Here is a 25,544-nt window from a genome sequence, read left to right on the forward strand (position 1 = left end):
CGGCTACAGCGCCTGCGCCATCGCCGCGCACGCGCTGAGCCACGACCGCCGGGTCGCCTCCGACAGCTTCCCGTAGGGCACCACCGAGCCCGAGACGAGCGCGGCGTCGTACGGCACCCGGTGCACCGACCGGGTGCGCTGCTCGTAGACGCTCACCAGGTCCTCGGCGAGGCCGCGGTCGACCTTCGGGCTCGGGTCCGACAAGACGGTGATCGTCCTGCGCTTCAGGTCGGCGTGGCCGGCGTCCTGCAGCGCGTCGAGCATCCACAGCCCCGAGTAGCCGGTGTCCTCGCGCACGGTGCTCGTCACCACGAGGAGATCGGCGGCCTCGGCGGCCGCGAGCCAGTTCTCGGCCCGCATGTTGTTGCCCGTGTCGACGAGGACGACCCGGTAGAAGCGCTGCAGCAGGGCGTGCACGTCACCGAAGTCGGAGGCGTGGATGATGCCGGTCACGTCGGCGCGCTCGTCGCTGGCCAGCACGTCGAAGTGGGCGTCGCCCTGGGCGCGCACGAAGGCGCCCAGGTCACCGATCCGCGCCTGGTAGACGTCGCTGAACCGACCGAGGTCCTCGAGCAGCTCCCGCGTGGTGTTGCGGTGGTCGCCGCGCTGCCCGCGGATCCCGAGCGTGCCGCGCGTCTCGTTGTTGTCCCAGGCGACCACGCCGCCACCGCGCACGGTGCCGAAGGTGTAGCCCGCGGCCAGCACGCCGGTCGTCTTGGCGGCCCCGCCCTTCGGGTTGACGAAGGCGATCGTCCGCGGTCCCGGGAAGTCCTTCTGGACCGCCTGGCGGTCCTGGTGGAAGGAGAGCTCGGCGGCGCCCATCCGCGGTCGCACGAGGCCGCCGCTCATCCGCGAGACCGCGCCTCGCCAACCCCAGGTCGCGGGTCCCAGCTTGCGCTCCCCCACGCGCCGGTCGAGGAAGTCGGTGGCGCTCAGGAAGCGAGGTGGAGCCGGTGGCTCGTCGCGGTGTTGCGGCGGTGGCTCGTCGCGGTGTTGCGGCGGTGGCGCCGTGGGCGGCGGGCCGAGCGGTGGTGGCACGGACGGATGACTCACTACTACCTCCCGAGAATGGGCAGCACTGACGTCGCTGACCCTAACCCGAACAAGGCGGACGGCGCGTCACAGGTCCAGTTCGTTGATCGCGTTCTCGATCGCCCGGTGGAAGGTCGGGTAGGCGTAGTGCATGGTCCGCAGCTTCGCGACCGGCACCGCGGCGTGCACGGCCGTCGCGAGCAGCCCGATCATCTCGCCACCGCTCGGCCCGATCGTGGTCGCCCCGACCAGGACCCCGCGGTCCGCGTCGGCCACCACCTTGATCAGCCCGTGGTTGCCGACCTTGTGGATCCATCCGCGGCTCGAGGAGGGCAGATCGTAGGTGCCGGTGGCCACCCGCAGGCCGGCGTCGCGTGCCTGGGCCTCGGTGAGCCCGACCGAGCCGACCTCGGGGTCGGTGAACGTCGCACGGCTCACCGCGGTGTAGTCGGCCCAGGGTCCGTCCTTCCCGAGCACGGATCGGACGGCGACCTCGGCCTGGTACATCGAGACGTGCGTGAACTGGCCCTTGCCGGTGATGTCACCGATCGCCCACACCCCGTCGGCCGCACGCATCTGCTCGTCGGTGTCGACGAACCGCGCGGACGGGTCCAGGCCCACGGTGTCGAGCCCCAGGTCGGAGAGGTTCGTACGACGGCCGGCCGCCACCAGCAGCGCGGCGCCGGTTACTTGCTCCCCACCGCCCAGGGTGACGGTGAAGCCGGAGCCGTCGTGGTCGACCCGCTCGATCTTCACGCCCTGCCGGACGGTGACTCCCTCCGCCTCCAAGGCGTCGGCGACGACCTTGCTCGCCTCGGGCTCCTCGGGCCCGAGGATGCGCGGCGCACCCTCGAGGATCGTCACGCCGACCCCGAACCGGGAGAACGCCTGGGCGAGCTCGCACCCGATGGCACCGCCGCCGATGACCACGAGCGACGCGGGGAGCTCGGTGACCTGCACGATGTCGCGGTTGGTCCAGTAGGGGGTCTCGGCCAGGCCGTCGATGGGCGGCACCGCGGGGGCCGTGCCGACGTTGAGCACCACGCCTCGCCGTACGTCGAAGTCCTGGGTGCCGTCGGCGGTCTCGACCGTGATCCGGCCGGGGCCGGCCAGGCGGCCGTGGCCCCGCACGAAGCGCCCGCCGTTGTCGACGAGGCGGTCGACGGCCACCTTGTCGTCCCAGGCGTCGGTGGCCTCGTCGGAGATCCGCTTCGCGACCGGCCCCCAGTCGGGCACGACCTCGGCCGAGCCGCCCAGCTCGGGCACCCGACGGGCCTCCTGCAGCGCGTCGGCCGCGCGGATCATCATCTTCGAGGGGATGCACCCGTAGTAGGGGCACTCGCCGCCGACCAGGTGCTTCTCCACGCCGAGCACGGACAGGCCGGCCTGCGCGAGCTGCGCGGCGACGCTCTCCCCTCCGGGCCCGAGACCGATGACGGCGACGTCGATGCTCTCGCTCATGGACACACCTTAGGCGGCCCTGGGGTGCGCGGTCCCGCGCGACGGACTCAGACCAGGGTCGGCTTGCTGCGGAGGATCGCGCCGAGGACGCCGTTGACGAAGGCCGGCGACTCGTCGGTCGACAGCTCGCGGACCAGGCCCATCGCCTCGCTCACGGCGACCGCGTCGGGCACGTCGTCGACGTAGAGCAGCTCGAAGGCGCCGAGGCGCAGCACGTTGCGGTCGACGGCGGGCATCCGCTCGAGCGTCCAGCCCTGGGCGTAGGTGCTCAGCACCTCGTCGATGCGGGCCAGGTGCTCGACGACACCGCGCACCAGCGTGTCGGTGTAGGCGTTGGTCGGTCCGGCACCCTCCTCGACCGCGCGCTCGAGGGTGTCGACCGCCGACTCGCTGCGGAGGTCCGCTGCGAAGAGCAGGTCCAGGGCTCGCTTGCGGGCCTTGGTCCGTGCACCTCCTGCCATCAGGACTTCACGCGGCTGAGGTAGGAACCGCCCTCGCGGGTGTCGACCTTGATCTTCTCGCCCTGCTCGATGAAGAGCGGCACCTGGATCTCGGCGCCGGTCTCGAGCGTGGCGGGCTTGGTGCGACCGGTGGCGGAGTCGCCGACCACGCCCGGCTCGGTGTAGGAGACGAGCAGCTCGACCGAGGCCGGCATCTCGATGAAGAGGACGCGACCCTCGTTGGTCGCGATGACGACCTCCTGGTTCTCCAGGAGGAAGCCGGCGGCGGTGCCGACGATCTCCGGGGCGACCTCGACCTGGTCGTAGTCCTGGACGTCCATGAAGACGAAGTTGGTGCCGTCGTTGTAGAGGTACTGGAACGAGCGGCGGTCGACCGTGGCGGTCTCGACCTTGGTGCCGGCGTTGAACGTCTTGTCGACGTTCTTGCCCGACTCGACGTGCTTGAGCTTCGTGCGGACGAACGCGGGGCCCTTGCCGGGCTTCACGTGCTGGAACTCGACCACCTGCCAGAGCTGGCCCTCGAGGTTCAGCACCATGCCGTTCTTCAGGTCGTTCGTCGTTGCCATGCGTCAGCCTTCTTCGATGCAGATGTCAGGGGTACGTGCCCACTCGCGGGGCGGGGCGCGCGGGTGCCGCGAGCCAGCGTCGCAGTCTAGTCGGCGGTGTGCGCGGCAATGAATTCGAGAGCCAGCCGGTAGCCCCCGATCCCCTGCCCCGAGATGACCTTCGCGGCATGGGGGGTGACCACCGAGTGGTGGCGGAAGACCTCGGGACGCTGCTCGGGGTCGGAGATGTGCACCTCGACCATCGCGGCGCTCAGCTGGGCGCACGCGTCCCAGAGCGCGTAGGAGTAGTGCGTCCACGCCGCCGCGTTGAGCACGACCGGTGTGGCGTCGTCGGCCGCCTGGTTGAGCCAGTCGAGGAGCTCGCCCTCGTGGTTGGTCTGCCGCACGTCGACGTCGAGCCCCAGCTCCCGGCCCCAGTCGCGGCACAGGTCGGCCAGGTCGGCGTGGGTGGTGTGCCCGTAGATCTCCGGCTGGCGCCGCCCGAGACGGCCCAGGTTGGGCCCGTTGAGCACGAGGACGGGCCTCATCGCGCACCACCCGCCATCACGTCGTACGCCGCCCGCAGGTGCTCCTCGGACGGCCCCGCGAGCACGACGGGCCGCGCGATGTGGTCGAGCACGATGAAGCGCAGGGTGTTGCCCCGCGCCTTCTTGTCGACCCGCATCGCGGCGTGCAGGTCGTCGAACCCGGCGCCGGAGTACGACGTCGGCAGCCCCACGGCTCCGAAGGCCGCCGCGTGCCGGTCCGCGGTCGCGTCGTCGAGGTGCCCGGTCAGGCGGGCGAGCTCGGCGACGTAGCAGCACCCGATCGCGACCGCCTCGCCGTGCCGGACCCGGTAGTGCTCGGCCCGCTCGATCGCGTGCGCCATCGTGTGACCGTAGTTGAGCACCTCGCGCCCCGGGTGCCCACTCGCGCCCCCGGTCTCCTTGAGGTCGGCGACGACGACGTCGATCTTCACTCGGATCGCGCGTTCCACCAGCTCGGGGAGCACGGCGCCGTGCGGGTCGGTCGCGGCGACCGGGTCGCTCTCGACCAGGTCGAGGATCACCGGGTCGGCGATGAAGCCGCACTTGACGACCTCGCCCATCCCGGCCACGAGCTCTTCGCGTGGCAGCGTCAGGAGGGTGTCGAGGTCGACCAGCACGCCGGCCGGCTCGTGGAAGGAGCCGACCAGGTTCTTGCCCGCCCCGGTGTTGATGCCGGTCTTGCCGCCGACGGCGGCATCGACCATGGCGAGCAGCGTCGTGGGCACGTGCACCACGCGCACCCCACGCAGCCAGGTGGCGGCCACGAAGCCGCCCAGGTCGGTCGTGGCACCGCCGCCGAAGGTCACCACGGCGTCGGAGCGCGTGAAGCCGGCGTCGCCGAGCGCCTCCCAGCACTGGAAGGCGACCTCCGCGGCCTTGGTCTCCTCGCCCGACGGCAGTCCGAGCGCGAGCACGTCGTAGCGCTCACGGAGCACGGTCAGCACCGGCTCCGCCAGCTCGGTGAGCTCGGCGGCGTGCAGGAAGGCGACCCGCTGCACGTCGTCGCCGAGGACGCCCGGGAGCCGGTCGGCGATCCCGCGACCCACCACGACGTCGTAGGGCGACGCGCCGCCGACGTGCAGCACGGACTCGCCCACCCCGCTCACCGCTCCTCCTCCCCGCTCGTCGAGTAGTCCGAGCCCCTGGGCGAGGACGTGTCGAGACGCCCCAACGCACCCACGACCTCGGCCACCACATCCTGCGGAGTCCGCCCGTCGGTGTCGACCGAGATCCGCGCCAGGCCCTCGTAGACCGGGGTGCGCTCGTCGAGGAGCTGCTTCACCCGGGAGCGCACGTTGCCGAGGAGCAGCGGCCGGCCGGCGCCCAGACCGACCCGCTTGACGGCGTCGGCAAGACCGACGCGCAGGAAGACGACCTGCTGGTCGGCGAGCAGCGCCCGGGTCGACGCGTCAAGGACCGCTCCACCGCCGAGGGCGAGCACGCCGTCGTGGCTCTCCAGCGCGGCGGCCACCGCCTCGCGCTCGAGGGTCCGGAAGGCGGCCTCCCCGTCGTCCACGAAGATGTCCTGCACCGACTTCCCGGCGTGCGCCTCGACCGCGTGGTCGCTGTCGAGGAAGCCGACCCCGAGCGCCTCGGCGAGCAGCCGACCGGCCGTGGTCTTGCCCGCGCCCATGGTGCCGACGAGGACGGCGACCGGTCGGCTCACCGGTACCTCAGCGAGTCCAGGTAGCCCTGAGCGTTGCGCCGCGTCTCCTGCACGGAGTCGCCGCCGAACTTCTCGACGACCGCGTCGGCGATGACCAGCGCCACCATGGCCTCGGCGACGATGCCCGCGGCGGGCACCGCGCAGACGTCGGAGCGCTGGTGGTGGGCGACGGTCTCCTCGCCGGTGGCGACGTCGACGGTGCGGAGCGCCCGCGGCACGGTCGCGATCGGCTTCATCGCGGCACGGACCCGCAGCACCTCACCGGTGCTCATGCCGCCCTCGGTACCGCCGGAGCGTCCGGAGACGCGGCGCAGCCCGTCCTCGGTGGGCACGATCTCGTCGTGCGCGAGGGAGCCCGGGGTGGCGGCGAGCTCGAAGCCGTCGCCGACCTCGACGCCCTTGATCGCCTGGATGCCCATCAGGGCGCCGGCGAGCCGCGAGTCGAGGCGGCGGTCCCAGTGCACGTGCGAGCCGAGGCCCGGCGGCAGCCCGTGGACGACGACCTCGACGACGCCGCCGAGGGTGTCTCCGTCCTTGTGGGCCTGGTCGATCCGCTCGACCATCAGCTTCGAGGTGTCGGGGTCGAGGCAGCGCACCGGGTCGTCGTCGAGCCGCGTGACGTCGTCGGGCGCCGGCCACAGGCCCGCGGGGGCCCGGACGCCACCGAGCTCGATCACGTGCGAGACGATGCGCGCGCCGACGGCCTGCTCCACGAAGTTGCTGGCGACCCGGCCGAGCGCGACCCGCGCCGCGGTCTCCCGCGCCGAGGCCCGCTCCAGAATCGGGCGCGCGTCCTCGAAGTCGTACTTCTGCATGCCGGCCAGGTCGGCATGGCCCGGGCGCGGCCGGGTCAGCGGCGCGTTGCGCGCCTGCTTCTCCAGCACGGCGGCGTCGACCGGGTCGGCAGCCATCACGGTCTCCCACTTGGGCCACTCCGTGTTGCCGACCTCGATCGCGACCGGACCACCCTGCGTGCGGCCGTGACGCACGCCGCCGACCACGCGCACCTCGTCGGCCTCGAACTTCATCCGGGCGCCCCGTCCGTAGCCGAGCCGCCGCCGGGCGAGTGAGTCGGAGATGTCGTCGGTCGTCACCTCGACGTGGGCCGGCAGGCCCTCGAGGATCGCGACCAGGGAGGGCCCGTGGGACTCCCCCGCGGTCAGCCAGCGCAACATGGCCCCATCCTCCCAGACGGGCTCCTCACCCCAGGCTTCCCACCGGTTCCGCGAGATCAGGCGACGAGCACACCGAGCCAGGCGCCGACCAGCAGGAACGGCCCGAACGGGTAGGCGCGCTTCAGGATCGATCGGTCTCGCTTGACGATCGCGACCACGACGCCGGGCACCGCGAAGAGCAGGAACGCGGCGTAGAGGCCCACGAGCACCGACGACACACCGAGGTAGCCGAGCACGCAGCCGAGCAGTGCCGACAGCCGGACGTCGCCGAACCCCATGCCGGCCTGCCGGACGAACCACAGGACCCAGAAGATCGTGCGCACGACGAGGAGGCAGAGCACGCCACGGACGAAGTCCTCACGGTCCCCCTCGATCGCCCAGTGCGCGCCGCCGTACGCCAGCGCCACCAGCGTGGCGGGCAGCACCACGATCGACGGCAGCAGCCGGGTGCGGTGGTCGACGATCGCGAGCAGGGCGCCGATCGGCACCAGCGCGAGCACGAGCGGGAGGAGCCAGCTCCAGCCGAGCGCGGCTCCCGCGCCGGCACCCGCGACGGCCGAGGAGGCGGCGGCGACCAGGGTGAGGCGGGGGCGCCGACCGAGGTCGGCGTACAGGTCCTTGGGGCCCTCCTCCCGTCGGGCCTTCTGCGCGGCCGTCAGCTCGGCGCCCTCCTCGGGCTCCGGGTCCGGCGGTGGCTCGGGCAGGAGCCGGATGAGGTACGGCGTCAGGGCCCCGCCCGCGCCGCAGGCCAGCAACCCGACCAGTGCCGCTGCGAGGTGCTCGTTCACGACACCCGCTCCCGCAGCGCGGCTTCCCCGGCAGCCCGCATCTCGGCGAGCGGGGCGGCCAGGCCGGTGAAGGCGGTGAATTGGAGGGCCGCCTGGTGGACCAGCAGGTCCAGGCCAGAGACGACGACCGAGCCGACCGCCGACAGCGGCGTCGGCCACGGGTCGTAGACCACGTCGAACATCAGGGGGACGCCGGCGCAGGCCGCCGCGAGACGCTCGGTCTGCGCCGACACGGGGATCGTCGAGACGATCGCGTCGGTGTCGTCACTCGCGTCGTCGAGGCCGACGACGTCGACACGGGGGCCCGAGGGGTGCGCGGCGATCCGCTCCGCCGCCTCGCGGGCGCGCTCCGGGCGTCGTACGGCGACGAGCACCGTGCTTGCGCCGAGGTCGACCATCGCCAGGCCGGTCGCAGCGGCGGTCGCGCCGCCGCCGAGGATCGTGGCGTGCCGGATCGTGCCGTCGTAGCGCTCGCGCACGGCCGCGACCGCACCCGGCAGGTCCGTGTTGTCCGCGTGCACCTGCTGCCCGGTCAGCAGGAGGGTGTTGGCGGACCCGACCAGCTCCGCCCGCGCGCTGACGACGTCGGCCCTGGCCAGCGCCTCGCGCTTGAGCGGCGCCGTCACCGAGAGGCCGCGCCACCCGCCCTCCGGCCCGCCGAGCCCGTCCACGAAGCCGGCCAGGTCGCCCGACCGCACCTGGACGGCGTCGTACGACCAGTCGAGACCCACTGCCACGTAGCCCGCGCGGTGCAGCACCGGCGACAGCGAGTGGGCGATGGGGTCGCCCAGGACGGCGCATCTCACGGCTGACCTCCCTAGCTCAGCAGGCGTCGGAGGTGTCGCAGTACGCGGTGTACTCCGCCTTGTACTGCAGGAACTCGTCGTGATCGAGGGCGAACTTCGTCTTGCCCGTCCGCAGGTTGACCGTGACCCAGTAGAGCCAATCCCCTTCGGCCGGGTTCAACGCGGCATTCAACGACGCCGAGCTGGGAGCGTCGATCGGCCCCGGCGGCAGGCCCTTGTGCTCCCGGGTGTTGTACGGCGAGTCGATCTGCAGCTGATCCTCGGTGAGCGCGACGCCGGGGTTGCGACCGAGGGCGTAGGCGATGGTGGAGTCGATCTGGAGGAATCCGGCGGTCTCGGCCGTCGGGTTCTCGAGCCGGTTGTAGATCACCCGCGCGATGCGCGCCTTGTCCTCGTCGCTCAAGGTGCTGCCCTCGGCCTCGACCAGGCTGGCGATCGTCATCATCTCGTGGACGGTGTAGCCGAGGTCCGAGGCACGTCCCTCGAGGTCGAGGTCCTTCGCCTCCTCGCTCCACCGCGTCACCATCGCGCGGAGGATGCTGCGGGGAGTCGCGTTGCGCCCCACCTCGTAGGAGCCCGGCGCCAGGTAGCCCTCGGCGTTGCCGGCCGCCTCGGCGGGAAGACCGAGCGCGTCGGGGTCGCGCAGCGCCTTCTCGTAGGCGGCTCTGCTGAAGTCGGTGTTCTTCGCGAGCAGCGCGACGATCTCCTTGACCGTCTTGCCGGGGAGGAACGTCAGCTTGCTGAGGCAGCCCGAGTTGCCCGGGTCGGCGAGCACCTCCACCGCGTCGCTCGCCTTCATCTCCCTCTGCAGGGGGAACGTGCCGGGGAAGACCCCCGCGTCGGCCGCCTCGGCGGCATCGGAGAAGGCCTCGTCCGAGCCCACGACGCCCTCATCGACCAGCCGGCCGCCGACGCTGCCGATGTTGTCGCCCTCCTTCACCTCGAAGCAGACGTGACCCGTGCCGGGTCCGTCGAAGTCCTTGGGGTCGGCGAACCAGCCCTTGACCTCGGCGAGCGGGTCGACCACCTTGAAGAGCGCGAAGATCAGCGCCGCCAGGACGGCGACGAACACGAGCATGGGAAGGCAGCCGGAGAACCGACGCTTGCGCCTGCGGTCACGCGGCGGGGCCGGGGGTGCGTCGTGCTCCTCGGGCTCGTCGGCCTGGACGTACGGGTCACTCATGGGTCTCCTCGACGTCGGTCCCGGCCTCAGCAGCGCTCCCGAGCGCCACCACCTCGCCCGGCGCGTTGCCTGTCGCCCGCTCCGAGTCCAGAGCGTGCTGCAGGATCACGACGGCCGCGACCTGGTCGACCACGGCGCGCCGCTGCTGTCCCTTGCGTTGATCGCGGAGCATAGCCTCCGCCGTCACGGTGGTCAGCCGCTCGTCGACCAGCCGCACCGGCACCGGAGCGATCCGCTCGGCGAGCGCCCGCGCGAACGCGCGGGTCTTCTCCGCCGCCGGCCCCTCCCCGCCCGAGAGCGAGCGGGGCAGTCCCATCACCACCTCGACGGCCTCCTCGGCGGCCACCAGCTGCCGTAGCCGCCGCAGGTCGCCCTTGCCGCGGCGCACGGTCTCGACGGGGGTGGCGAGCACGCCCGAGGGATCGCAGCGCGCAACCCCGATCCGGGCGTCGCCCGGATCCACTCCGAGGCGGACGCCCCGCCTCACGTGGCGCTGGCCACGGTCGCGGTCACCGCCGCGAGGGCTTCGTCGAGGCGCGACGCGTCGGTGCCACCGCCCTGGGCGACGTCGTCCTTGCCCCCGCCCCGGCCGTCCACGAAGGGGGCGACCGCGCGCACCAGCCCGTTGGCCGAGATGCCTCGCTCGTTGGCCGCCGGGTTGACCGCCGCGACCACCGACACCTTGCCGTCCGCGGTCCCGATGACGACGGCCACGCCGGGAGCGTCGCTCGGCAGACGTCCGCGCACGTCGAGCGCGAGGGTGCGCACGTCACCGCCCGCGGCGCCCTCCACCGCGTGGGCGACGACCTTCACGCCGCCCACGTCGGTCGCGCCGGCCGCGAGCGCGGCCCCGCCCGCCAGCAGCTGGCCGAGGCGGATCCGCTCGATCTCCTTCTCCGCCGACCGCAGCTTCTCGACCAGGTCGTTGACCCGCTCGGGCAGGTCCTCGGGCCTCGCCTTCAGCGTCTCGGCCAGCTGCGCGACGAGCACGTGCTCGCGCGCCAGGAACTGGTAGGCGTCGGTGCCGACGAGCGCCTCGACCCGGCGCACGCCGGACCCGATCGACGACTCCCCCAGCAGCTTGATCACGCCGAGCCGGCCGGAGCTCTGCGCGTGCGTGCCGCCGCACAGCTCGCGCGCCCAGTCGCCGACCGACACGACGCGCACCTTGTCGCCGTACTTCTCGCCGAAGAGCGCCATCGCCCCGGAGGCGACGGCCTCCTTCTGGCTCATCACCTCGGCCTGCACCGCCAGGTCGTCGAGCACCACCGCGTTGACCCGCGCCTCGACGTCGGCCATCACCGAGGTGGGCACCGCGCCGGTGGCGGAGAAGTCGAACCGGAAGCGTCCCGGGGAGTTCTCCGAGCCCGCCTGCGTGGCGGTCTCGCCGAGCGCCTCCCGGAACGCCTTGTGCACCATGTGCGTCGCTGTGTGCGAGCGCGAGATGGCGAGCCGCCGGCCGGTGTCGACCCGAGCCTGGCCCGCCACACCCGCGGCGACCTCGCCGGAGAGCACCTTGACCTTGTGCACCACGAGGCCCGTGATCGGAGACTGCACGTCGCGCACCTCGAGCACGGCGCCGTTGGCCAGCTCGATCACGCCCTGGTCGGCCAGCTGGCCGCCGCCCTCGGCGTAGAACGGCGTGCGGTCGAGGACCAGCTCGACCTCGTCGCCCTCCTGCGCGGACGACACGACCGCACCGTCGGAGACCATGCCGCGCACGGTGCCCTCGTCGACGACCGTGTCGTAGCCGGTGAACTCCACCGACCGACCCAGCCCGTCGGCGATCGCACGGTAGGAGTCGGTGTTGCGGTGCGAGCCCTTCTTCGACTTGGCGTCGGCCTTGGCCCGCTCGCGCTGCTCGGTCATGAGGCGGCGGAAGCCCTCCTCGTCGACCTGCAGGCCCTTCTCGGCCGCCATCTCGAGCGTCAGGTCGATCGGGAAGCCGTAGGTGTCGTGGAGCTGGAACGCCTTGTCGCCCGAGAAGACGGTGCCGCCCGCGCTGCGCACCTCACCGGCCGCCACGTCGAAGATGGTCGTGCCGGACCTGAGGGTCGCGCGGAAGGCGTCCTCCTCGGCGTAGGCCACCGTGGAGATGCGCTCCCAGTTGGCGTGCAGGTCGGTGTAGGTCTCCCCCATCCGGTCGCGGCTGACCGGCAACAGCTCCGGCAGGCACGGGTCGTCGTACCCGAGGAGGCGCATGGACCGCACCACCCGGCGCGCGAGGCGCCGCAGCACGTAGCCGCGGCCCTCGTTGCCCGGGGTGACGCCATCGTTGATGAGCATCATCGAGGAACGGATGTGGTCGGCGATCACCCGGAACCGGACGTCGTCACCGGCGTCCGCGCCGTACTTCTTGCCCGTCAGCGCCTCGGCCTTCTCGATGACGGGGAACATGACGTCGATCTCGTACATGTTCTCCTTGCCCTGGAGCAGGAAGGCCACGCGCTCCAGGCCCATGCCGGTGTCGATGTTCTTCTTCGGCAGGGAACCCGAGATGTCGAAGTCCTCCTTGCTCCGGACGGCGGAGAGCTCGTCCTGCATGAAGACCAGGTTCCAGATCTCGAGGTAGCGGTCCTCGAGCTCGGTCGGCATCGCGAGCCGCTCGGTCGTCGCGAACTCGCCGTCCGGGCCATAGGCGGGGCCGCGGTCGTAGAGGATCTCCGAGCACGGTCCGCCGGGGCCGGGCACGCCCATCGACCAGTAGTTCTCGCGCCGGCCGAGCTTCACGATGCGCTCGGACGGGAGGCCGGTGACCTTCATCCAGAGCGCGAGCGCCTCGTCGTCGCCGTGGAGGATCGACGGCCACAGGCGGCTCTCCTCGAGGCCGAACCCGCCGTCGGCGACCGACTTGGTCACCAGGTCCCAGGCCAGCTCGATGGCGCCTTCCTTGAAGTAGTCGCCGAAGGAGAAGTTGCCGCACATCTCGAAGAACGTGCCGTGCCGCGTCGTCTTGCCGACGTCCTCGATGTCGGGGGTGCGGATGCACTTCTGCACGCTGGTCGCGCGGTCGTACGGCGGCGTCTCCTGCCCGAGGAAGTAGGGCTTGAACGGCACCATCCCCGCGTTGACGAAGAGCAGGTTGGGGTCGTCGAGGAGGAGCGACGCCGACGGGACCGCGGTGTGCCCGGCGGCCTCGAAGTGCGCCAGGAAGCGAGCGCGGATGTCCGCTGTGCTCAGACCGCCGCTCGTGCCGCCGTCCATCAGTCGTCGCCTCTCTCGTTGCCGGTGTTGGGGTCGCTGCCCTCGATCGCGGGGCGGGTGCCGGAGGTTAGCTCGCGCTGCTGCTCCGCCGCGAGCGCATAACGCTCGCGCAGGTCGTTCTCGGTGACGGTCCTGCCGTGCTCGAACTCGGCGCGCAGCATCCGAGCCCCGAGCCCTGCCGCGTGCGCGCGGTCACGGAGACCGTCGACGGTGAACACCTCGGCGACGCGCCGCGCCTTCACCATGCCGTAGACCCCGGCGGCGGCCCCGGCGGCGAACCAGAAGCCGCGCCTCACGGCGCCGCCCTCATCGGCTCGCTTCCGAGGACCCGATGGCCGTGCGCTGGCGGGCCTGCCAGTCCCGGCGGGCCTGGCGCAGGTCGATCTTGCGCTGCTTGCGCGAGCGCTTGACATCGCGCTTCATCTCGAAGCGGATGCGGTTGCGGACCTCGGGAGCCAGCGCGCGCCGCAGCCCGGCCGCGAGCGAAGCGGTCCTGATCAGGCTCTCGCGGAGCATCGCGTCGACGATCGGCGCGCCCGGCACCGTCGGCACCAGCGCGAGCGGTCCCGGCGCCCGGCGCTGGCCGAGCTCGGTGATCACGTAGTCCGTGTCGTCGACGATCGTGAGGTCGGAGAGCCGCAACGTGCGCCGCGCCTCCTCCAGCTCGGCGGCCTCCGCGGCCAGGCTGACCTGCAGCGCGTCGAGCTCCTCGCGGAGCGCGTCGACGTCGGCCGCGGCGTTGGAGAGCACCTCCTCGCCCTGTTCGCGAGTGCGGCGCAGCTCGCCCGCGAGCCGGCCGAGCGCCGCGACGAGGCCCACGATGACGAGGACGGCGAGGACCGCCAGCCAACCGGGGACCACCAACGCGCTCGTCATGGGACGAAAGCCTATCCGGCCCGCTCAGCCGCGCTGACCGCGGATGATGCGCCGGACCCGCTCCCAGCGCTGCTTGACCGCGGCCTCGGCCCCGAGCTCGGTCGGTCGGTAGTACTCGGCGTCGAGGACGACGTCGGGGGCGTACTGCTGCTCGGCCACGCCGAACGGCTGGTCGTGCGAGTAGACGTAGGAGGTGCCGTGGCCCAGCTTCTTCGCTCCCGCGTAGTGCGCGTCGCGCAGGTGCGGCGGTACGGCACCGATCTTCCCGGCGCGGACGTCGGCGATCGCGGCGCCGATCGCCGTCGTGACGGCGTTGGACTTGGGCGCGACCGCCAGGGCGACCGTGGCGTGCGCCAGGGTGAGCTGGGCCTCCGGCATGCCGATGAGCTGCACGGTCTGCGCAGCCGCCACAGCCGTCGGCAACGCCATCGGGTCGGCGAGCCCGATGTCCTCGCTGGCCAGGATCATCAGGCGTCGGGCGATGAACCGCGGGTCCTCCCCCGCCTCGAGCATCCGGGCCAGGTAGTGCAGCGCGGCGTCCGCGTCGGAGCCGCGGACCGACTTGATGAACGCGCTCACCACGTCGTAGTGCTGGTCACCGTCACGGTCGTAGCGGACGGCGGCCTGGTCGGCGGCCGTCTCGGCGCGCTCGACGGTGATCGCGTCACCCCCCTGCAGCCCGGCCGCGCCGGCGGCGGCCTCCAGGTAGGTCAGCGAGCGTCGGGCATCGCCGCCCGCGAGCCGCACGATGTGGTCGCGCGCCTCGTCATCGAGCCGGTAGCGGCCGCCGAGGCCGCGCTCGTCCTCCACGGCACGCTCGAGCACCTCCTGGATGTCGGCATCGGTCAACGACTCGAGCCGGAGCAGCAGGCTGCGCGAGAGCAGCGGTGAGATCACGCTGAACGACGGGTTCTCGGTCGTCGCCGCCACCAGGGTGACCCACCGGTTCTCCACGCCGGGCAGCAGGGCGTCCTGCTGGGCCTTGCTGAACCGGTGCACCTCGTCGACGAAGAGGACGGTCTCCTTCCCGGTCGCGACGAGCTCGCGCCGCGCGGCGTCGATCGCCGCCCGCACCTCCTTCACGCCGGCCGACACCGCCGACACCTCGACGAACCTGCGGCCGGTCTGCTGGCTGATGATCGAGGCGATGGTGGTCTTGCCGGTCCCCGGCGGGCCCCACAGCAGCAGGGAGAGCGACTGGTCGCCCTCGACGAGCTGGCGCAACGGCGATCCGGCCGCGCGCAGCTGCGGCTGGCCGACGAGCTCGTCCAGGTCCCGCGGCCGCATGCGTACGGCGAGCGGCGCCGCCGCGTGGGCGGCGTCGCTCAGCGACCCACCGGTCCCGGAGGTCGGGCCGGCGCCGGGGGCGTCGAAGAGGGCGTCGTCGGGCACGCCCCCATTGTCACCGGTGGGCAACGAACCCCTATGCCCGCCCGATCGTCTTGGCGTCGAGGTCGAACCAGGTGTCGGAGTAGCCGGGCTGCTCTACCAGGTCGGTGACCGGGCTCGCACCCGGGTCCGGCTGACCGACGGAGTCGACGCCGAGCAGCCGAGCCGTCAGCGGCTCGCGCGGGTGCTCGCCGAGGCGACCCGGGAAGTGGCACGCCACCTTGTGCCGCTTGCCGATCTGCAGGAGCGGCGGCTCGTGCTTGGCGCAGATCTCCTGGGCGATCGGGCAGCGGGTGCGGAACCGGCATCCGGACGGCGGGTCGATCGGGCTGGGCACCTCACCGGTCAGCCGGATCCGGTCACGTCGCTCACCCGTCACCGCCTGCCGGACGTCGGGCACCGCGGACAGCAGGGCCTGCGTGTAGGGGTGGTGGGCGTTGGCGTAGATGCTCTCCCGGTCGCCGACCTCGACGATCTTGCCGAGGTACATCACCGCGACCTCGGGGCAGAAGTGCCGGACGACCGCGAGGTCGTGGGCGATGAAGAGGAACGCGACGTCGAATTCCTTCTGGATGTCCTGGAGCAGGTTGATCACCTGCGCCTGGATCGACACGTCGAGCGCGGAGACCGGCTCGTCGGCCACCATCAGCTTCGGCTGCAGGGCGAGCGCCCGGGCGATGCCGATGCGCTGACGCTGGCCGCCCGAGAACTCGTTGGGGTAGCGGTTGTAGTGCTCGGGGTTGAGCCCGACCACCTCGAGCAGCTCCTGGACCCGGCTCAGCACCTTGTTCTTCGGCACCACGTTGTGCACGCGCAGGGGGCTGCCGACGATCGAGCCGACCGTGTGCCGCGGGTTGAGCGAGCTGTAGGGGTCCTGGAAGATCATCTGGACCTCGCGGCGGTAGGGCTTCATCTCCCTGTCGCTGATCTGGGCGAGGTCGTGCCCCTCGAACATCATCGTGCCGCCGGTCGGCTTGTAGAGCCGGGTGATCAGCTGGCCGGTGGTGGACTTGCCGCAACCGGACTCGCCCACGAGCCCGAGGGACCCGCCCCTGGGCACGACGAACGACACCCCGTCGACAGCCTGGACGTGACCGACCGTGCGACGCATCAGCGGCGTCTTGATCGGGAAGTACATCCGGAGGTTCTCGACGGTCAGGATCGGCTCGGCGTGGACGTCGAGCTCAGCGGCGGCGTGCGCGGTGCCCACGAGCTGGGCGAGGTCCGGTACGCCGTCCTCCGTCATCACGGCGCCGGTGTCCGTGCCGACACCGGAGACGTCGGGCCTCGTGTCGGAGACGCCCGACGTTGCGTCCTGCTCGGACTCGGACTCGGAGGTCATCGGGTCTCCTCAACAAGGTCGGGCGCGATCTCCGGCAGCACCTCGGTGGCGTAGATCTCGTCGGGGTCGGCCAGGTGGCAGCGCTTCACGTGGTGAGCGCCGTGCGCACCCGGCAGCAGCTCGGGCAGGGTGGTGCTGCACAGGTCGCCGGGCACCTTGGACCGGTGGACGCAGCGCGGGTGGAAGGGACACCCGGTCGGCGGGTCGAGCAGGCTCGGCGGGTTGCCGGGGATCGGGATCATCCGCGCGTCCGTGTCGGCCGTCACGTCGGGCACGCTCGAGAGCAGACCCCACGTGTACGGCATCTCGGGGTGCACGAGGATCTCGCGGCAGGCGCCGTACTCGACCGCGCGGCCGCCGTACATCACCAGCACGTCGTCGGCCATCTCGGCGACGACGCCGAGGTCGTGGGTGATGATGATGATCGCGGAGTTGAACTCGCGCTGGAGGTCCTGCAGCAGGTCGAGGATCTGCGCCTGGACCGTCACGTCGAGCGCCGTGGTGGGCTCGTCCGCGATGAGCAGCGACGGGTCGTTGATCAGCCCCATGGCGATCATCGCTCGCTGCCGCATGCCTCCGGAGTACTGGTGCGGGAACTGGTCCACGCGCCGGTCGGGCTGCGGGATGCCCACCCGGTCGAGCATCTCGATCGCGCGCCTCCGCGCCTCGCGCTTGGTCGCCTGCGGGTGGTGGACCAGGTAGGCCTCACCCAGCTGCTTGCCGACCTTGTAGAAGGGGTGCAGCGCAGCGAGGGCGTCCTGGAAGATCATCGCGACCTGGTTGCCCCGCAGGGCGCGCATCTTCGACTCGCCCAGCCCGACGACCTCGGTGCCGCCGACGCGGATCGAGCCCTCGATCTGGGCCGAGCGGGCGTCGTGGAGGCCGAGCACGGCCATGCTCGACACCGACTTGCCCGAGCCGGACTCACCGACGATGCCGAGCGTCTTGCCCAGCTCGACCGTGTAGCTCAGGCCGGTGACGGCCTGGACGAGCCCGTCGGCGGTCGGGAACCGGACGGTCAGGTCGTCGACGACCAGGAACGGCTCAGCGCTCTCGGCGCGCTCGTCACTCACGAAAGCCTCACTCTCGGGTCCAGGAAGCTGTAGACGATGTCGACCAGGATGTTGCCCACCACGACGCAGACGGCGAGCATCAGCGAGGTCGCCTGGACGACGGGCAGGTCCTTGATGTAGGTGGCCTCGACGCCCCACTTGCCGATGCCCTCGAGCTGGAAGATCTTCTCGGTGAACACGGTGCCGGAGAGCAGGAAGGCGACGTCGATGCCGAAGATCGTGACGACGGGCACCAGGGCCGAGCGCAGGGCGTGCTTGATCACGATCGTCCGCGCCGGCAGTCCCTTCGCCTTCGCTGTGCGCACGTAGTCCTCGCCCAGTGCCTCGACCATCGAGCCGCGGGAGTATCGGGTGTAGGAGGTGGACCCGAAGAGGCCGAGCACGAGCCACACGAGCAAGAGGCCCTTGACCCAGCCGATCGGACTGTCGAACGGTGACTCGTACGTCACTTTTGGAAATGCGTTCGTACTGATCGTCAGCACCAACATGCTGATCAGCGCGACGAGGTAGTACGGGATCGAGCTGAAGACGAGGGTCGACGAGACCAACATCTTGTCGGCGACCGTCCCGCGTTTTCGTGCCGCGAGGACGCCGACGCCCACGCCGATGACGAGGTAGAGGACCGAGGCGCCCACGGCCAGGCTCAGGGTGACCGGGAACTTCTCCTTGAACTGGTCGGTGACCAGCGTCCGGTCGCGATAGGACAGGCCCAGGCACGGGGCCGGGCAGTCGTAGTCGGTGCTGCCGATCGGGATCGTCCGTCCGGCGACGAGACCCTTGGCCCACACGCCGTACTCGGAGTAGATCGGGTTGTGGTAGCCGAGCTTGTCCTCGTACTCGTAGAGCTTCGGCGACGTCGGTCCGCACCGGCCGTGGTTGTCACGGCGGCAGAGCTCGAGGCCCGGGTGCTGGGGGCCGTAGAAGAAGAGCGTGTAGACCATCATCGACACCAGGATGATGATCATGCTCCCCGCGAGGATCCTCTTCACGAGGAAGGCGAACATGGTTTTCAGGCCTCTCCAGGACTCTGCCGACTGTGCTGTGCCGACTTACCAGACCGGGCGGGGTCGAGGACCCCGCCCGGCCGGGTGATTCGTTGCGCTACCGCGCCTCCATCAGGTGACTGTCAGGGACAGGTCACTTGACGAAGATGGTGCGGTAGTCAGGGGCACCGCCCACGGTGGTGTCGTTGTTGAAGCCACCGATGGAGGAACCGAAGGCGAAGGTGCCCTGGTAGAACCCAGCGTTGATCACCGGCATGTAGTCGGTCATCACCTTGTTCTCCAGCTCACCCCACGCGTCGGCCTGCTCGTCGACGGGAAGCGTCCGGATGCGGTCCATCTCGTCGTCGACCGACTTCTCGGAGAAGTTGCCGGTGTTGTAGGGCTGACCGGTCTCGAGGATCGGCGGCACGAAGGTCGCCGGCGAGGGCCAGTCCTGGCACCAGGCGGTACCGAGGAGGTTGATCTTCTTGTAGAGGGCGTTGTCCGGGTCGGTCCAGACGTCGTAGAGGCTGCCCGCGGTGTAGGGGTAGGCCTTCACCTTGAAGCCGGACTTCTCGTAGCCGAGCTCGCGCTGCTTCGCGGAGTCCTTGCCCTCCTGCGAGGTGGCGTCGTAGACGAAGGAGACCTCGTACTCGCCGGGCTTGTAACCCGCCTTGGCCAACAGCTCCTTGGCGTGCTCCGGGTCGTACTGGATGGTCTCGCCGTCGATCTCCGGGTTCCACGCCTTGCGGCCAGCCATGCCCGGGGGCAGGAGACCGAAGCCGAGGTCGGGGTCGGTCACGCCGTTGGCGCGGGTGACACCCGGCAGGTAGCCGGCTGCGGACCAGACGTCCTCGTACGGGTAGGCGAAGGCGAGGGCCTGGCGGACCTCGAGCTCCTTGACCTTGTCGTAGTTCGGCATCACGAACGAGGTGCAGGGCTGCGGGCCGACGAGGACCTGGTCATCCTGACCGTCCTGGATGGCCTTGGTGTAGTCGTTCGACAGCATCGCGGTCGAGATCGTGGTCGCACCAGCGTCGCTGAGCGCCGTCTTGTCGGCGACGGCGTTGTCGCCACCGAACTCGAAGGTGTACTTGTCGACGTACTGGTGGCGGGCCGGGTCGGTCGACGGGTCCCACTGGTCGTTCGGGACCAGGATGAGCTCCTGGTTGGGGACGTACTTCTCGATCTTGTAGGGACCGGTCGACAGCGGCTTGAGGCCGTAGTCGGCGGCCGGGGCGTCGAGCGGCACCGGGCCCATGGCCGGGAAGATGCCGTAGTAGTCCATCTCCGAGAACGGCGTGCTCATCTTCAGGGTGAGCTTGTTGCCGTCGACCGAGATCGCCGGGAAGTCCTTCGCGCCCTTGGCGTAGGGACCGTCGTACTTGTCACCGCCCTCGAAGTAGGGCTTCGAGTAGGCGGCGCCGGGGCCGGTGGCGAACGTGTCGGCGTCGAAGGAGCGCTCCATGCCGAACTTGACCTCTTCAGCGGTGACGGGCTCGCCGTTCTCCCACTTGATGCCGTCCTTCAGCGTGAAGGTCCACTCGGTGAAGTCGTCGTTGGGCGTGCCGAGGTCGGTCGCGAGGTCGGGCACCAGCGTGTACTCGCCGGTCTCCGGGTTCTGCTGCCACGTCGTCAGCGAACGGAACAGGAGGTCCTGAGCGATCGCGTTGTCGGTGACGGACCAGAGGCCCGCGGGGTCGAGGCTGGTCGGACCGTCGTCGGGGTCCGGCGCGAGCACCGTGACCTCACCTCCGGTCTTGAAGCCGGCCGGGTCGGGGGCAGGGCCCTGCGCATCGGGGTTCTTTCCGGCGGACTGGGTGGTCTCCTCGAAGCCCCCCTTGCCGCCCTTGTCGTCGTCGCCTCCGCCGCATGCGGCGAGGGTGAGCGCCAGGGTTGCGGCGCTCACGCCGGCAACCAGGGCCTTCTTCCGAATCATGTGTCCAGCCTTTCCTTGGTTGTGGTCGCCGCGGCGCTCCCGCACGACCGACATTCTTGATCGCTCAGCGTCGGGTCTTGGGGTCGAACGCGTCGCGGATGGCGTCGCCGAGCAGGTTGAGCGCGACGACGAGGATGGCGATGCCGAGCACCGGCTCGAGCAGGAACAGCGGGTAGATCTCCCAGAAGTTCGTGGCACCGTTGATCGTCTGCCCCCACGACTCACGTCCGAACACGCCGATGCCGAGGTAGGACAGGCCGGCCTCGGCTGCCACGAAGGCGGGAAGGCTCAGGGAGATCGAGACCACGATGGGAGCCATCAGGTTGGGCAGCACCTCGCGGATCAGGATCCGTCCGGTGGGAACGCCGATGACGCGGGCCGCCTTGATGAACTCGCGCTCCCGCAGGGACAGCACCTCGCCGCGCACCAAGCGGGCGACGCCCATCCACCCGAACACGACGAGGATCCCCACGAGCGAGTAGAAGCTGACGGTCCTCAGCTTCTCGAGGTCGGTCCCGTAGCGCTCACTGATGATCGGGGCCACCGCCAGCGCACCGAGCAGGAAGGGGAAGGAGAGGAACAGGTCGATGAAGAACGAGATGATCGCGTCGACCACGCCACCGACGAAACCGGCGACGAGACCGAGCGTGACGCCGATGATCGTGGAGAGGACCGTTGCGACCGTCGCCAGGTAGAGCGAGGTCTGACACCCCTCGATCCACACGGCGAGGTTGTCGGTGCCGGACCGCGGGGCCACCCCGAACGGGTGGTCCATGGTGAAGCCGTGGTCGGGCGGGCCGATCTTCGGCAGACCGGTGGCGAGGTCGATCCGGGTGCTCGCCAGCACGGTGTCGGTCGAGACGCCGAACATGTCCTTGATCCACGGTGCGAAGACCGCGATGCACGCGAACAGCACGACGACCAGGAAGCAGATGACCGCGATCGGATCGCGGCGCAGCCGGTCGAAGGCGATCCGGGTCGGGGACCGCCCGGCGATGGACCTACGTGCCGCCTCGACAGGGGGTGCCGAGCTCTCGCCTTGGACCGCGAAGTCCGCCGCCGGCAGTGTCATCCAACCCTCCGCACGCGCCTGCCGGGTGTCCGCCCGGCAGCACCGCCCGATGCGGCGCCGTCGGAGACTCTAGGCGAGCCCGACCGTGTTGGGGATCACCGTGGGGTAACGATCTGGTCTCGTTGCCCCGTCCGGTCGAAGCCAGGTCTGCGCGCTGCTTTGCCGGGAGGTCAGGCCTCTGCCGGGACATCCTTCTCCGGAACGGCGTCCACCCCGGCCTCCTTGCGCTGCTCCGGGGTGATCGGCGCAGGCGCGGCGGTGAGGGGGTCGAACCCGCCGCCGGACTTCGGGAACGCGATGACCTCGCGGATCGAGTCCGTGCCGGCGAGCAGCGCGCAGATGCGGTCCCAGCCGAACGCGATGCCGCCGTGCGGGGGTGCGCCGTACTTGAAGGCCTCGAGGAGGAATCCGAACTTCTCCTCCGCCTCCGCCTCGTGGATGCCCATCAGCGCGAAGACCCGCTTCTGCACGTCCTCGCGATGGATACGGATCGATCCGCCGCCGATCTCGTTGCCGTTGCAGACGATGTCGTAGGCCCACGCCAGCGCGTTGCCGGGGTCCTGGTCGAACGTCTCGGGCTCCTGGGGGCTGGTGAAGGCGTGGTGCACGGCCGTCCACTCCCCCGAGCCCACGGCTACGTCACCGGCGGCCGTCGCCTCCGACGCGGCCTCCAGGAGCGGCGCGTCCACGACCCACACGAAGCTCCAGGCGCTCTCGTCGATGAGACCGCCGCGGCGGCCGATCTCCAGGCGCGCGGCACCGAGCAGGGCGCGGCTGGACCTCACCGCACCCGCGGCGAAGAACACGCAGTCCCCCGGCCGGGCGCCCACGTGGGCGGCCAGGCCGGCCTTCTCCTCCTCGGAGAGGTTCTTGGCCACCGGACCGCCGAGCTCACCGTCCTCCTGGACCAGCACGTAGGCGAGTCCGCGCGCACCGCGCTGCTTGGCCCACTCCTGCCAGGCGTCGAGCTGCTTGCGCGGCTGGCTCGCGCCACCCGGCATGACCACCGCGCCGACGTACGGCGCCTGGAACACGCGGAACGGCGTGTCCTTGAAGTAGTCGGTGCACTCCACCAGCTCCTGGCCCATCCGCAGGTCGGGCTTGTCCGAGCCGTAGCGCGCCATCGCGTCGGCGAAGGTGATGCGCGGGATCGGCCGCGGGATGTCGTAGCCGATGAGCTTCCACAGCGCCGCGAGGATCTCCTCCGACAGCGCGATGACGTCGTCCTGCTCGACAAAGCTCATCTCGACGTCGAGCTGGGTGAACTCCGGCTGGCGGTCGGCACGGAAGTCCTCGTCGCGGTAGCAGCGCGCGATCTGGAAGTAGCGCTCCATACCCGCGACCATCAGCAGCTGCTTGAACAGCTGCGGGCTCTGCGGAAGGGCGTACCAGCTGCCCGGCCGGAGGCGGGCCGGCACGACGAAGTCACGGGCGCCCTCGGGGGTGCTGCGGGTCAGCGTCGGCGTCTCGATCTCCACGAAGTCGTGGGCCTCGAGCACCTCGCGGGCAGCGCGGTTCACCTTGCTGCGCAGCCGCAGGGCGGCACCCGGCGCCGTGCGACGAAGGTCGAGGTAGCGGTGCTTGAGCCGGATCTCCTCCCCCACGTCGACGTGGTCGTCGATGGGGAACGGCAGCGGGGCAGCGGCGCTCAGCACCTCGACGTCGGCGGCGACGACCTCGACCTCGCCTGTCGGGAGGTTGGGGTTGACGTTGTGCCCCTCACGGGCCACCACCTCGCCGGTGACCTTGAGGCAATACTCGCTGCGCAGCCGGTGGGCGATCTCGTCGTCGCGGATCACCACCTGCACCACACCGCTGGACTCGCGGAGATCGATGAAGGTGACCCCGCCGTGGTCGCGCCGGCTGGCCACCCAGCCGGCGAGGGTCACGGTCTGGCCGACGTGCTCGGCACGCAGAGCGCCGGCGTCGTGGGTGCGGATCACTTTTCAATCTCCTTGGTGATGATGGTGGGTCGGAGGTCCTCGACAGGAGGCTCCCAGGTCGCCGGATCTGCGGCGACCTGGTTTCCGGAGCGGATGTCCTTCACCTCGGTGCCGAACCAGACGTACGGGATGCCGCGCCGCTCGGCGTGGCGGATCTGCTTGCCGAACTTCGCCGCGGACGGCGCGACCTCGCACGCGATGCCCCGCGCCCGGAGCGCGGTCGCGATCTCGTCGGCCTGTCCGCGGGACTCCTCGTCGGTGACGGCGACCAGCACCGCGCTCGGCACCGAACGGTCGCCGGTCACGAGACCCCGCTGCACGAGCGGCACCAGCACACGGCTGACGCCGAGGGAGATGCCGACGCCGGGGTACGTCGTACGTCCGTCGGTCGCGAGGGCGTCGTAACGGCCTCCCGAGCAGATGGAGCCGAGCGACTCGTAGCCGTCGAGGCGGGTCTCGAAGACCGTGCCGGTGTAGTAGTCGAGACCGCGCGCGATCGACAGGTCAGCCTCGATGCGCACCTTCGCCGTCGCGAGGCCGGCGGTGCCGCGCAGGACCCGGGCCAGCTCGTCGAGGCCCTCCTCGAGCAGCGGGTGCTCGACGCCCAGGGCGCGCACCTGCTCCACGAAGGAGTCGTCGGGCGTGCGGATCGTCGCGAGCGCCAGGCACTGCTCGGCCTGTGCCTCGCTCAGCCCCGCGTCCGCGACGAGCGACTTCGCGACCCGCTCGGGCGAGAGCTTGTCGAGCTTGTCGACCAGTCGCATGACCTCGTCGACGTCGCTCGCGCCGAGACCGAGGTAGAAGCCCTGGATCAGCTTGCGGTTGTTGACCTGGAGCCGGAAGCCCGGCAGGAAGGTCAGGCGGGCGAGCGCCTGCAGCATCACCCGGGTCACCTCGACGTCGTGGTGGAACGCGAGCTCGTCGCGCCCGACGATGTCGATGTCGGCCTGGAGGAACTCGCGGAACCGGCCCTCCTGGGGCCGCTCGCCCCGCCACACCTTCTGGATCTGGTAGCGCCGGAACGGGAAGTCCAGCTTGCCGGCGTGCTCGAGGACGTAGCGCGCGAACGGCACCGTGAGGTCGAAGTGCAGGCCCATCCCGGCATCGCCGGTCTCGTCGTGGAGCCGCTTGAGGAGGTAGACCTCCTTGGAGGTGTCGCCCTTGCGCAGCAGCTGGTCGATCGGCTCGACCGAGCGGGTCTCCACGTTGGCGAAGCCGTGCAGCTCGAACGTCTCGGCAAGCATCGCCACGACGTACTGCTCGACGACCCTCTGGGCGGGCAGGAACTCGGGGAAACCGCTCAACGGTGCGGGTTTCGACACTTCACAGACCTCGGGTGACTCGTCCCGCGATGCCCTCGTCTTGGAGCTCCAGCAGGAAGGGGTTGGTCGCGCGTTCGCGGCCGATGGACGTCTGGCCGCCGTGGCCGGGGAGCACCGCGACGTCGTCGGGCAGCGTCAGCACCTTGGTGGCGAGGCTCCGCAGCATCGTCGGGTGGTCGCCGCCGGGCAGGTCGGTGCGCCCGATCGACCCCTCGAAGAGCAGGTCGCCCGAGAACATCACCTCGCTGACGTCGGCGTGGTCGTCGTACGGCGTCCGGAAGGTGACCGACCCGGCGGTGTGCCCCGGGGTGTGGTCGACGACCAGCCGCAGGCCGGCCAGCTCGAGGTCGGCACCGTCGGCCAGCTCGCGCACGTCGTCGGGCTCGGCGAACTCGTACTCGCCCTCCGGCATGCCGAGCAGCATCGCCGCCGACTCGCGCGAGATGCCGGCGAGCGGGTCGGCGAGGAGGTGGCGGTCGTCCGGGTGGATCCAGGCGGTGGCGTCGTAGGTGCCGGCGACCGGCGCGACGCTCCACATGTGGTCGATGTGACCGTGGGTCAGCAGCACGGCGACCGGCTTCAACCGGTGCTCGCGGATCACCTCGGCGACGCCGGGAGCGGCGTCCTTGCCGGGGTCGATCACCACGCACTCGGAGCCCGCGGAAGTGGCTGCGACGTAGCAATTGGTGCCCCACGGTCCTGCGGGGAAGCCGGCGATCAGCACCGACCCACCCTA

Annotated in this window: 24 protein-coding genes; all 24 read right to left on the minus strand. The window is 70.9% G+C overall.

Going from position 1 to position 25,544, the window contains the following annotated elements; genetic code table 11:
• Window positions 1-3 precede the first annotated feature (3 nt).
• A complete protein-coding gene (locus ACAX67_RS14695; RefSeq protein ID WP_370704619.1) occupies window positions 4-849 on the minus strand; it encodes a MinD/ParA family ATP-binding protein in 846 nt (281 codons plus the stop codon).
• Between the two features lie 270 nt (window positions 850-1,119).
• Complete coding sequence (locus ACAX67_RS14700; protein ID WP_370704620.1) at window positions 1,120-2,493, minus strand: dihydrolipoyl dehydrogenase family protein; 1,374 nt, start codon at window positions 2,491-2,493, stop codon at window positions 1,120-1,122.
• A 47-nt stretch (window positions 2,494-2,540) separates the two neighbouring features.
• Complete coding sequence (nusB, locus tag ACAX67_RS14705; protein ID WP_370704621.1) at window positions 2,541-2,954, minus strand: transcription antitermination factor NusB; 414 nt, start codon at window positions 2,952-2,954, stop codon at window positions 2,541-2,543.
• Window positions 2,954-3,520: an elongation factor P gene (gene efp, locus ACAX67_RS14710; protein ID WP_370704622.1), complete on the minus strand. Its 567-nt coding sequence runs from the start codon at window positions 3,518-3,520 to the stop codon at window positions 2,954-2,956. Before efp ends, nusB begins: the two co-directional genes overlap by 1 nt.
• An 86-nt stretch (window positions 3,521-3,606) precedes the next feature.
• Window positions 3,607-4,047: a type II 3-dehydroquinate dehydratase gene (locus ACAX67_RS14715; protein WP_370704623.1), complete on the minus strand. Its 441-nt coding sequence runs from the start codon at window positions 4,045-4,047 to the stop codon at window positions 3,607-3,609.
• Window positions 4,044-5,153, minus strand: coding sequence for a 3-dehydroquinate synthase (gene aroB / locus ACAX67_RS14720; protein WP_370704624.1), 1,110 nt, complete (start codon window positions 5,151-5,153; stop codon window positions 4,044-4,046). The genes ACAX67_RS14715 and aroB overlap by 4 nt, the downstream gene beginning before the upstream one ends.
• Entirely contained in the window at window positions 5,150-5,713 is a 564-nt protein-coding gene (locus ACAX67_RS14725; RefSeq protein ID WP_370704625.1) for a shikimate kinase, read from the minus strand. Before ACAX67_RS14725 ends, aroB begins: the two co-directional genes overlap by 4 nt.
• Entirely contained in the window at window positions 5,710-6,888 is a 1,179-nt protein-coding gene (aroC, locus tag ACAX67_RS14730; RefSeq protein ID WP_370704626.1) for a chorismate synthase, read from the minus strand. Before aroC ends, ACAX67_RS14725 begins: the two co-directional genes overlap by 4 nt.
• A 56-nt stretch (window positions 6,889-6,944) precedes the next feature.
• Entirely contained in the window at window positions 6,945-7,676 is a 732-nt protein-coding gene (locus tag ACAX67_RS14735) for a prepilin peptidase (protein WP_370704627.1), read from the minus strand.
• Window positions 7,673-8,482 carry a shikimate dehydrogenase gene (locus ACAX67_RS14740; RefSeq protein WP_370704628.1) on the minus strand — a complete coding sequence of 270 codons (810 nt, stop codon included), beginning with the start codon at window positions 8,480-8,482 and terminating at the stop codon, window positions 7,673-7,675. The genes ACAX67_RS14735 and ACAX67_RS14740 overlap by 4 nt, the downstream gene beginning before the upstream one ends.
• A 16-nt stretch (window positions 8,483-8,498) precedes the next feature.
• Window positions 8,499-9,665, minus strand: a complete 1,167-nt coding sequence (mltG, locus tag ACAX67_RS14745; RefSeq protein WP_370704629.1) for an endolytic transglycosylase MltG — start codon at window positions 9,663-9,665, stop codon at window positions 8,499-8,501.
• Window positions 9,658-10,152 (minus strand): Holliday junction resolvase RuvX, encoded by a 495-nt coding sequence (ruvX, locus tag ACAX67_RS14750; protein ID WP_370704630.1) that lies wholly within the window; start codon window positions 10,150-10,152, stop codon window positions 9,658-9,660. Before ruvX ends, mltG begins: the two co-directional genes overlap by 8 nt.
• Window positions 10,149-12,845 carry an alanine--tRNA ligase gene (gene alaS, locus ACAX67_RS14755; protein WP_370705088.1) on the minus strand — a complete coding sequence of 899 codons (2,697 nt, stop codon included), beginning with the start codon at window positions 12,843-12,845 and terminating at the stop codon, window positions 10,149-10,151. The genes ruvX and alaS overlap by 4 nt, the downstream gene beginning before the upstream one ends.
• Before the next feature lie 23 nt (window positions 12,846-12,868).
• Window positions 12,869-13,165, minus strand: a complete 297-nt coding sequence (locus tag ACAX67_RS14760; protein ID WP_370704631.1) for a DUF6167 family protein — start codon at window positions 13,163-13,165, stop codon at window positions 12,869-12,871.
• A gap of 10 nt (window positions 13,166-13,175) precedes the next feature.
• Complete coding sequence (locus ACAX67_RS14765; RefSeq protein WP_370704632.1) at window positions 13,176-13,745, minus strand: hypothetical protein; 570 nt, start codon at window positions 13,743-13,745, stop codon at window positions 13,176-13,178.
• 24 nt (window positions 13,746-13,769) lie between these two features.
• Window positions 13,770-15,137 (minus strand): replication-associated recombination protein A, encoded by a 1,368-nt coding sequence (locus ACAX67_RS14770; protein ID WP_370704633.1) that lies wholly within the window; start codon window positions 15,135-15,137, stop codon window positions 13,770-13,772.
• Between the two features lie 31 nt (window positions 15,138-15,168).
• Window positions 15,169-16,476, minus strand: coding sequence for an ABC transporter ATP-binding protein (locus tag ACAX67_RS14775; protein WP_370704634.1), 1,308 nt, complete (start codon window positions 16,474-16,476; stop codon window positions 15,169-15,171).
• The gene (locus ACAX67_RS14780) at window positions 16,473-17,549 is read right to left on the minus strand and encodes an ABC transporter ATP-binding protein (RefSeq protein ID WP_370704635.1); all 1,077 of its coding nucleotides are present in this window, start codon (window positions 17,547-17,549) and stop codon (window positions 16,473-16,475) included. The genes ACAX67_RS14775 and ACAX67_RS14780 overlap by 4 nt, the downstream gene beginning before the upstream one ends.
• Entirely contained in the window at window positions 17,546-18,553 is a 1,008-nt protein-coding gene (locus tag ACAX67_RS14785; protein WP_370704636.1) for an ABC transporter permease, read from the minus strand. The genes ACAX67_RS14780 and ACAX67_RS14785 overlap by 4 nt, the downstream gene beginning before the upstream one ends.
• Window positions 18,554-18,686: 133 nt before the next feature.
• Window positions 18,687-20,471: an ABC transporter substrate-binding protein gene (locus tag ACAX67_RS14790; protein WP_370704637.1), complete on the minus strand. Its 1,785-nt coding sequence runs from the start codon at window positions 20,469-20,471 to the stop codon at window positions 18,687-18,689.
• A 64-nt stretch (window positions 20,472-20,535) separates the two neighbouring features.
• Entirely contained in the window at window positions 20,536-21,543 is a 1,008-nt protein-coding gene (locus ACAX67_RS14795; protein ID WP_370704638.1) for an ABC transporter permease, read from the minus strand.
• 170 nt (window positions 21,544-21,713) lie between these two features.
• Window positions 21,714-23,486 carry an aspartate--tRNA ligase gene (gene aspS / locus ACAX67_RS14800; protein WP_370704639.1) on the minus strand — a complete coding sequence of 591 codons (1,773 nt, stop codon included), beginning with the start codon at window positions 23,484-23,486 and terminating at the stop codon, window positions 21,714-21,716.
• On the minus strand, window positions 23,483-24,808 hold the full coding sequence (gene hisS / locus ACAX67_RS14805; protein WP_370704640.1) for a histidine--tRNA ligase: 1,326 nt from the start codon (window positions 24,806-24,808) through the stop codon (window positions 23,483-23,485). Before hisS ends, aspS begins: the two co-directional genes overlap by 4 nt.
• 1 nt (window position 24,809) lies before the next feature.
• Entirely contained in the window at window positions 24,810-25,532 is a 723-nt protein-coding gene (locus ACAX67_RS14810) for an MBL fold metallo-hydrolase (protein ID WP_370704641.1), read from the minus strand.
• Window positions 25,533-25,544 lie beyond the last annotated feature (12 nt).

Origin of the sequence: Nocardioides candidus, from assembly GCF_041321175.1 — a bacterium.
Lineage (GTDB): Bacteria > Actinomycetota > Actinomycetes > Propionibacteriales > Nocardioidaceae > Nocardioides.

Excerpts from the sequence above, each read along its gene's own strand:
- ACAX67_RS14765 (WP_370704632.1), bottom strand. The coding sequence starts at position 13,745 with ATGACGAGCGCGTTGGTGGTCCCCGGTTGGCTGGCGGTCCTCGCCGTC.
- efp (WP_370704622.1), bottom strand. The coding sequence starts at position 3,520 with ATGGCAACGACGAACGACCTGAAGAACGGCATGGTGCTGAACCTCGAG.
- nusB (WP_370704621.1), bottom strand. The coding sequence starts at position 2,954 with ATGGCAGGAGGTGCACGGACCAAGGCCCGCAAGCGAGCCCTGGACCTG.
- ACAX67_RS14795 (WP_370704638.1), bottom strand. The coding sequence starts at position 21,543 with ATGACACTGCCGGCGGCGGACTTCGCGGTCCAAGGCGAGAGCTCGGCA.
- ACAX67_RS14695 (WP_370704619.1), bottom strand. The coding sequence starts at position 849 with ATGAGCGGCGGCCTCGTGCGACCGCGGATGGGCGCCGCCGAGCTCTCC.
- ACAX67_RS14785 (WP_370704636.1), bottom strand. The coding sequence starts at position 18,553 with ATGTTCGCCTTCCTCGTGAAGAGGATCCTCGCGGGGAGCATGATCATC.
- aroC (WP_370704626.1), bottom strand. The coding sequence starts at position 6,888 with ATGTTGCGCTGGCTGACCGCGGGGGAGTCCCACGGGCCCTCCCTGGTC.
- ACAX67_RS14775 (WP_370704634.1), bottom strand. The coding sequence starts at position 16,476 with ATGACCTCCGAGTCCGAGTCCGAGCAGGACGCAACGTCGGGCGTCTCC.
- ACAX67_RS14715 (WP_370704623.1), bottom strand. The coding sequence starts at position 4,047 with ATGAGGCCCGTCCTCGTGCTCAACGGGCCCAACCTGGGCCGTCTCGGG.
- mltG (WP_370704629.1), bottom strand. The coding sequence starts at position 9,665 with ATGAGTGACCCGTACGTCCAGGCCGACGAGCCCGAGGAGCACGACGCA.
- ACAX67_RS14790 (WP_370704637.1), bottom strand. The coding sequence starts at position 20,471 with ATGATTCGGAAGAAGGCCCTGGTTGCCGGCGTGAGCGCCGCAACCCTG.
- ACAX67_RS14700 (WP_370704620.1), bottom strand. The coding sequence starts at position 2,493 with ATGAGCGAGAGCATCGACGTCGCCGTCATCGGTCTCGGGCCCGGAGGG.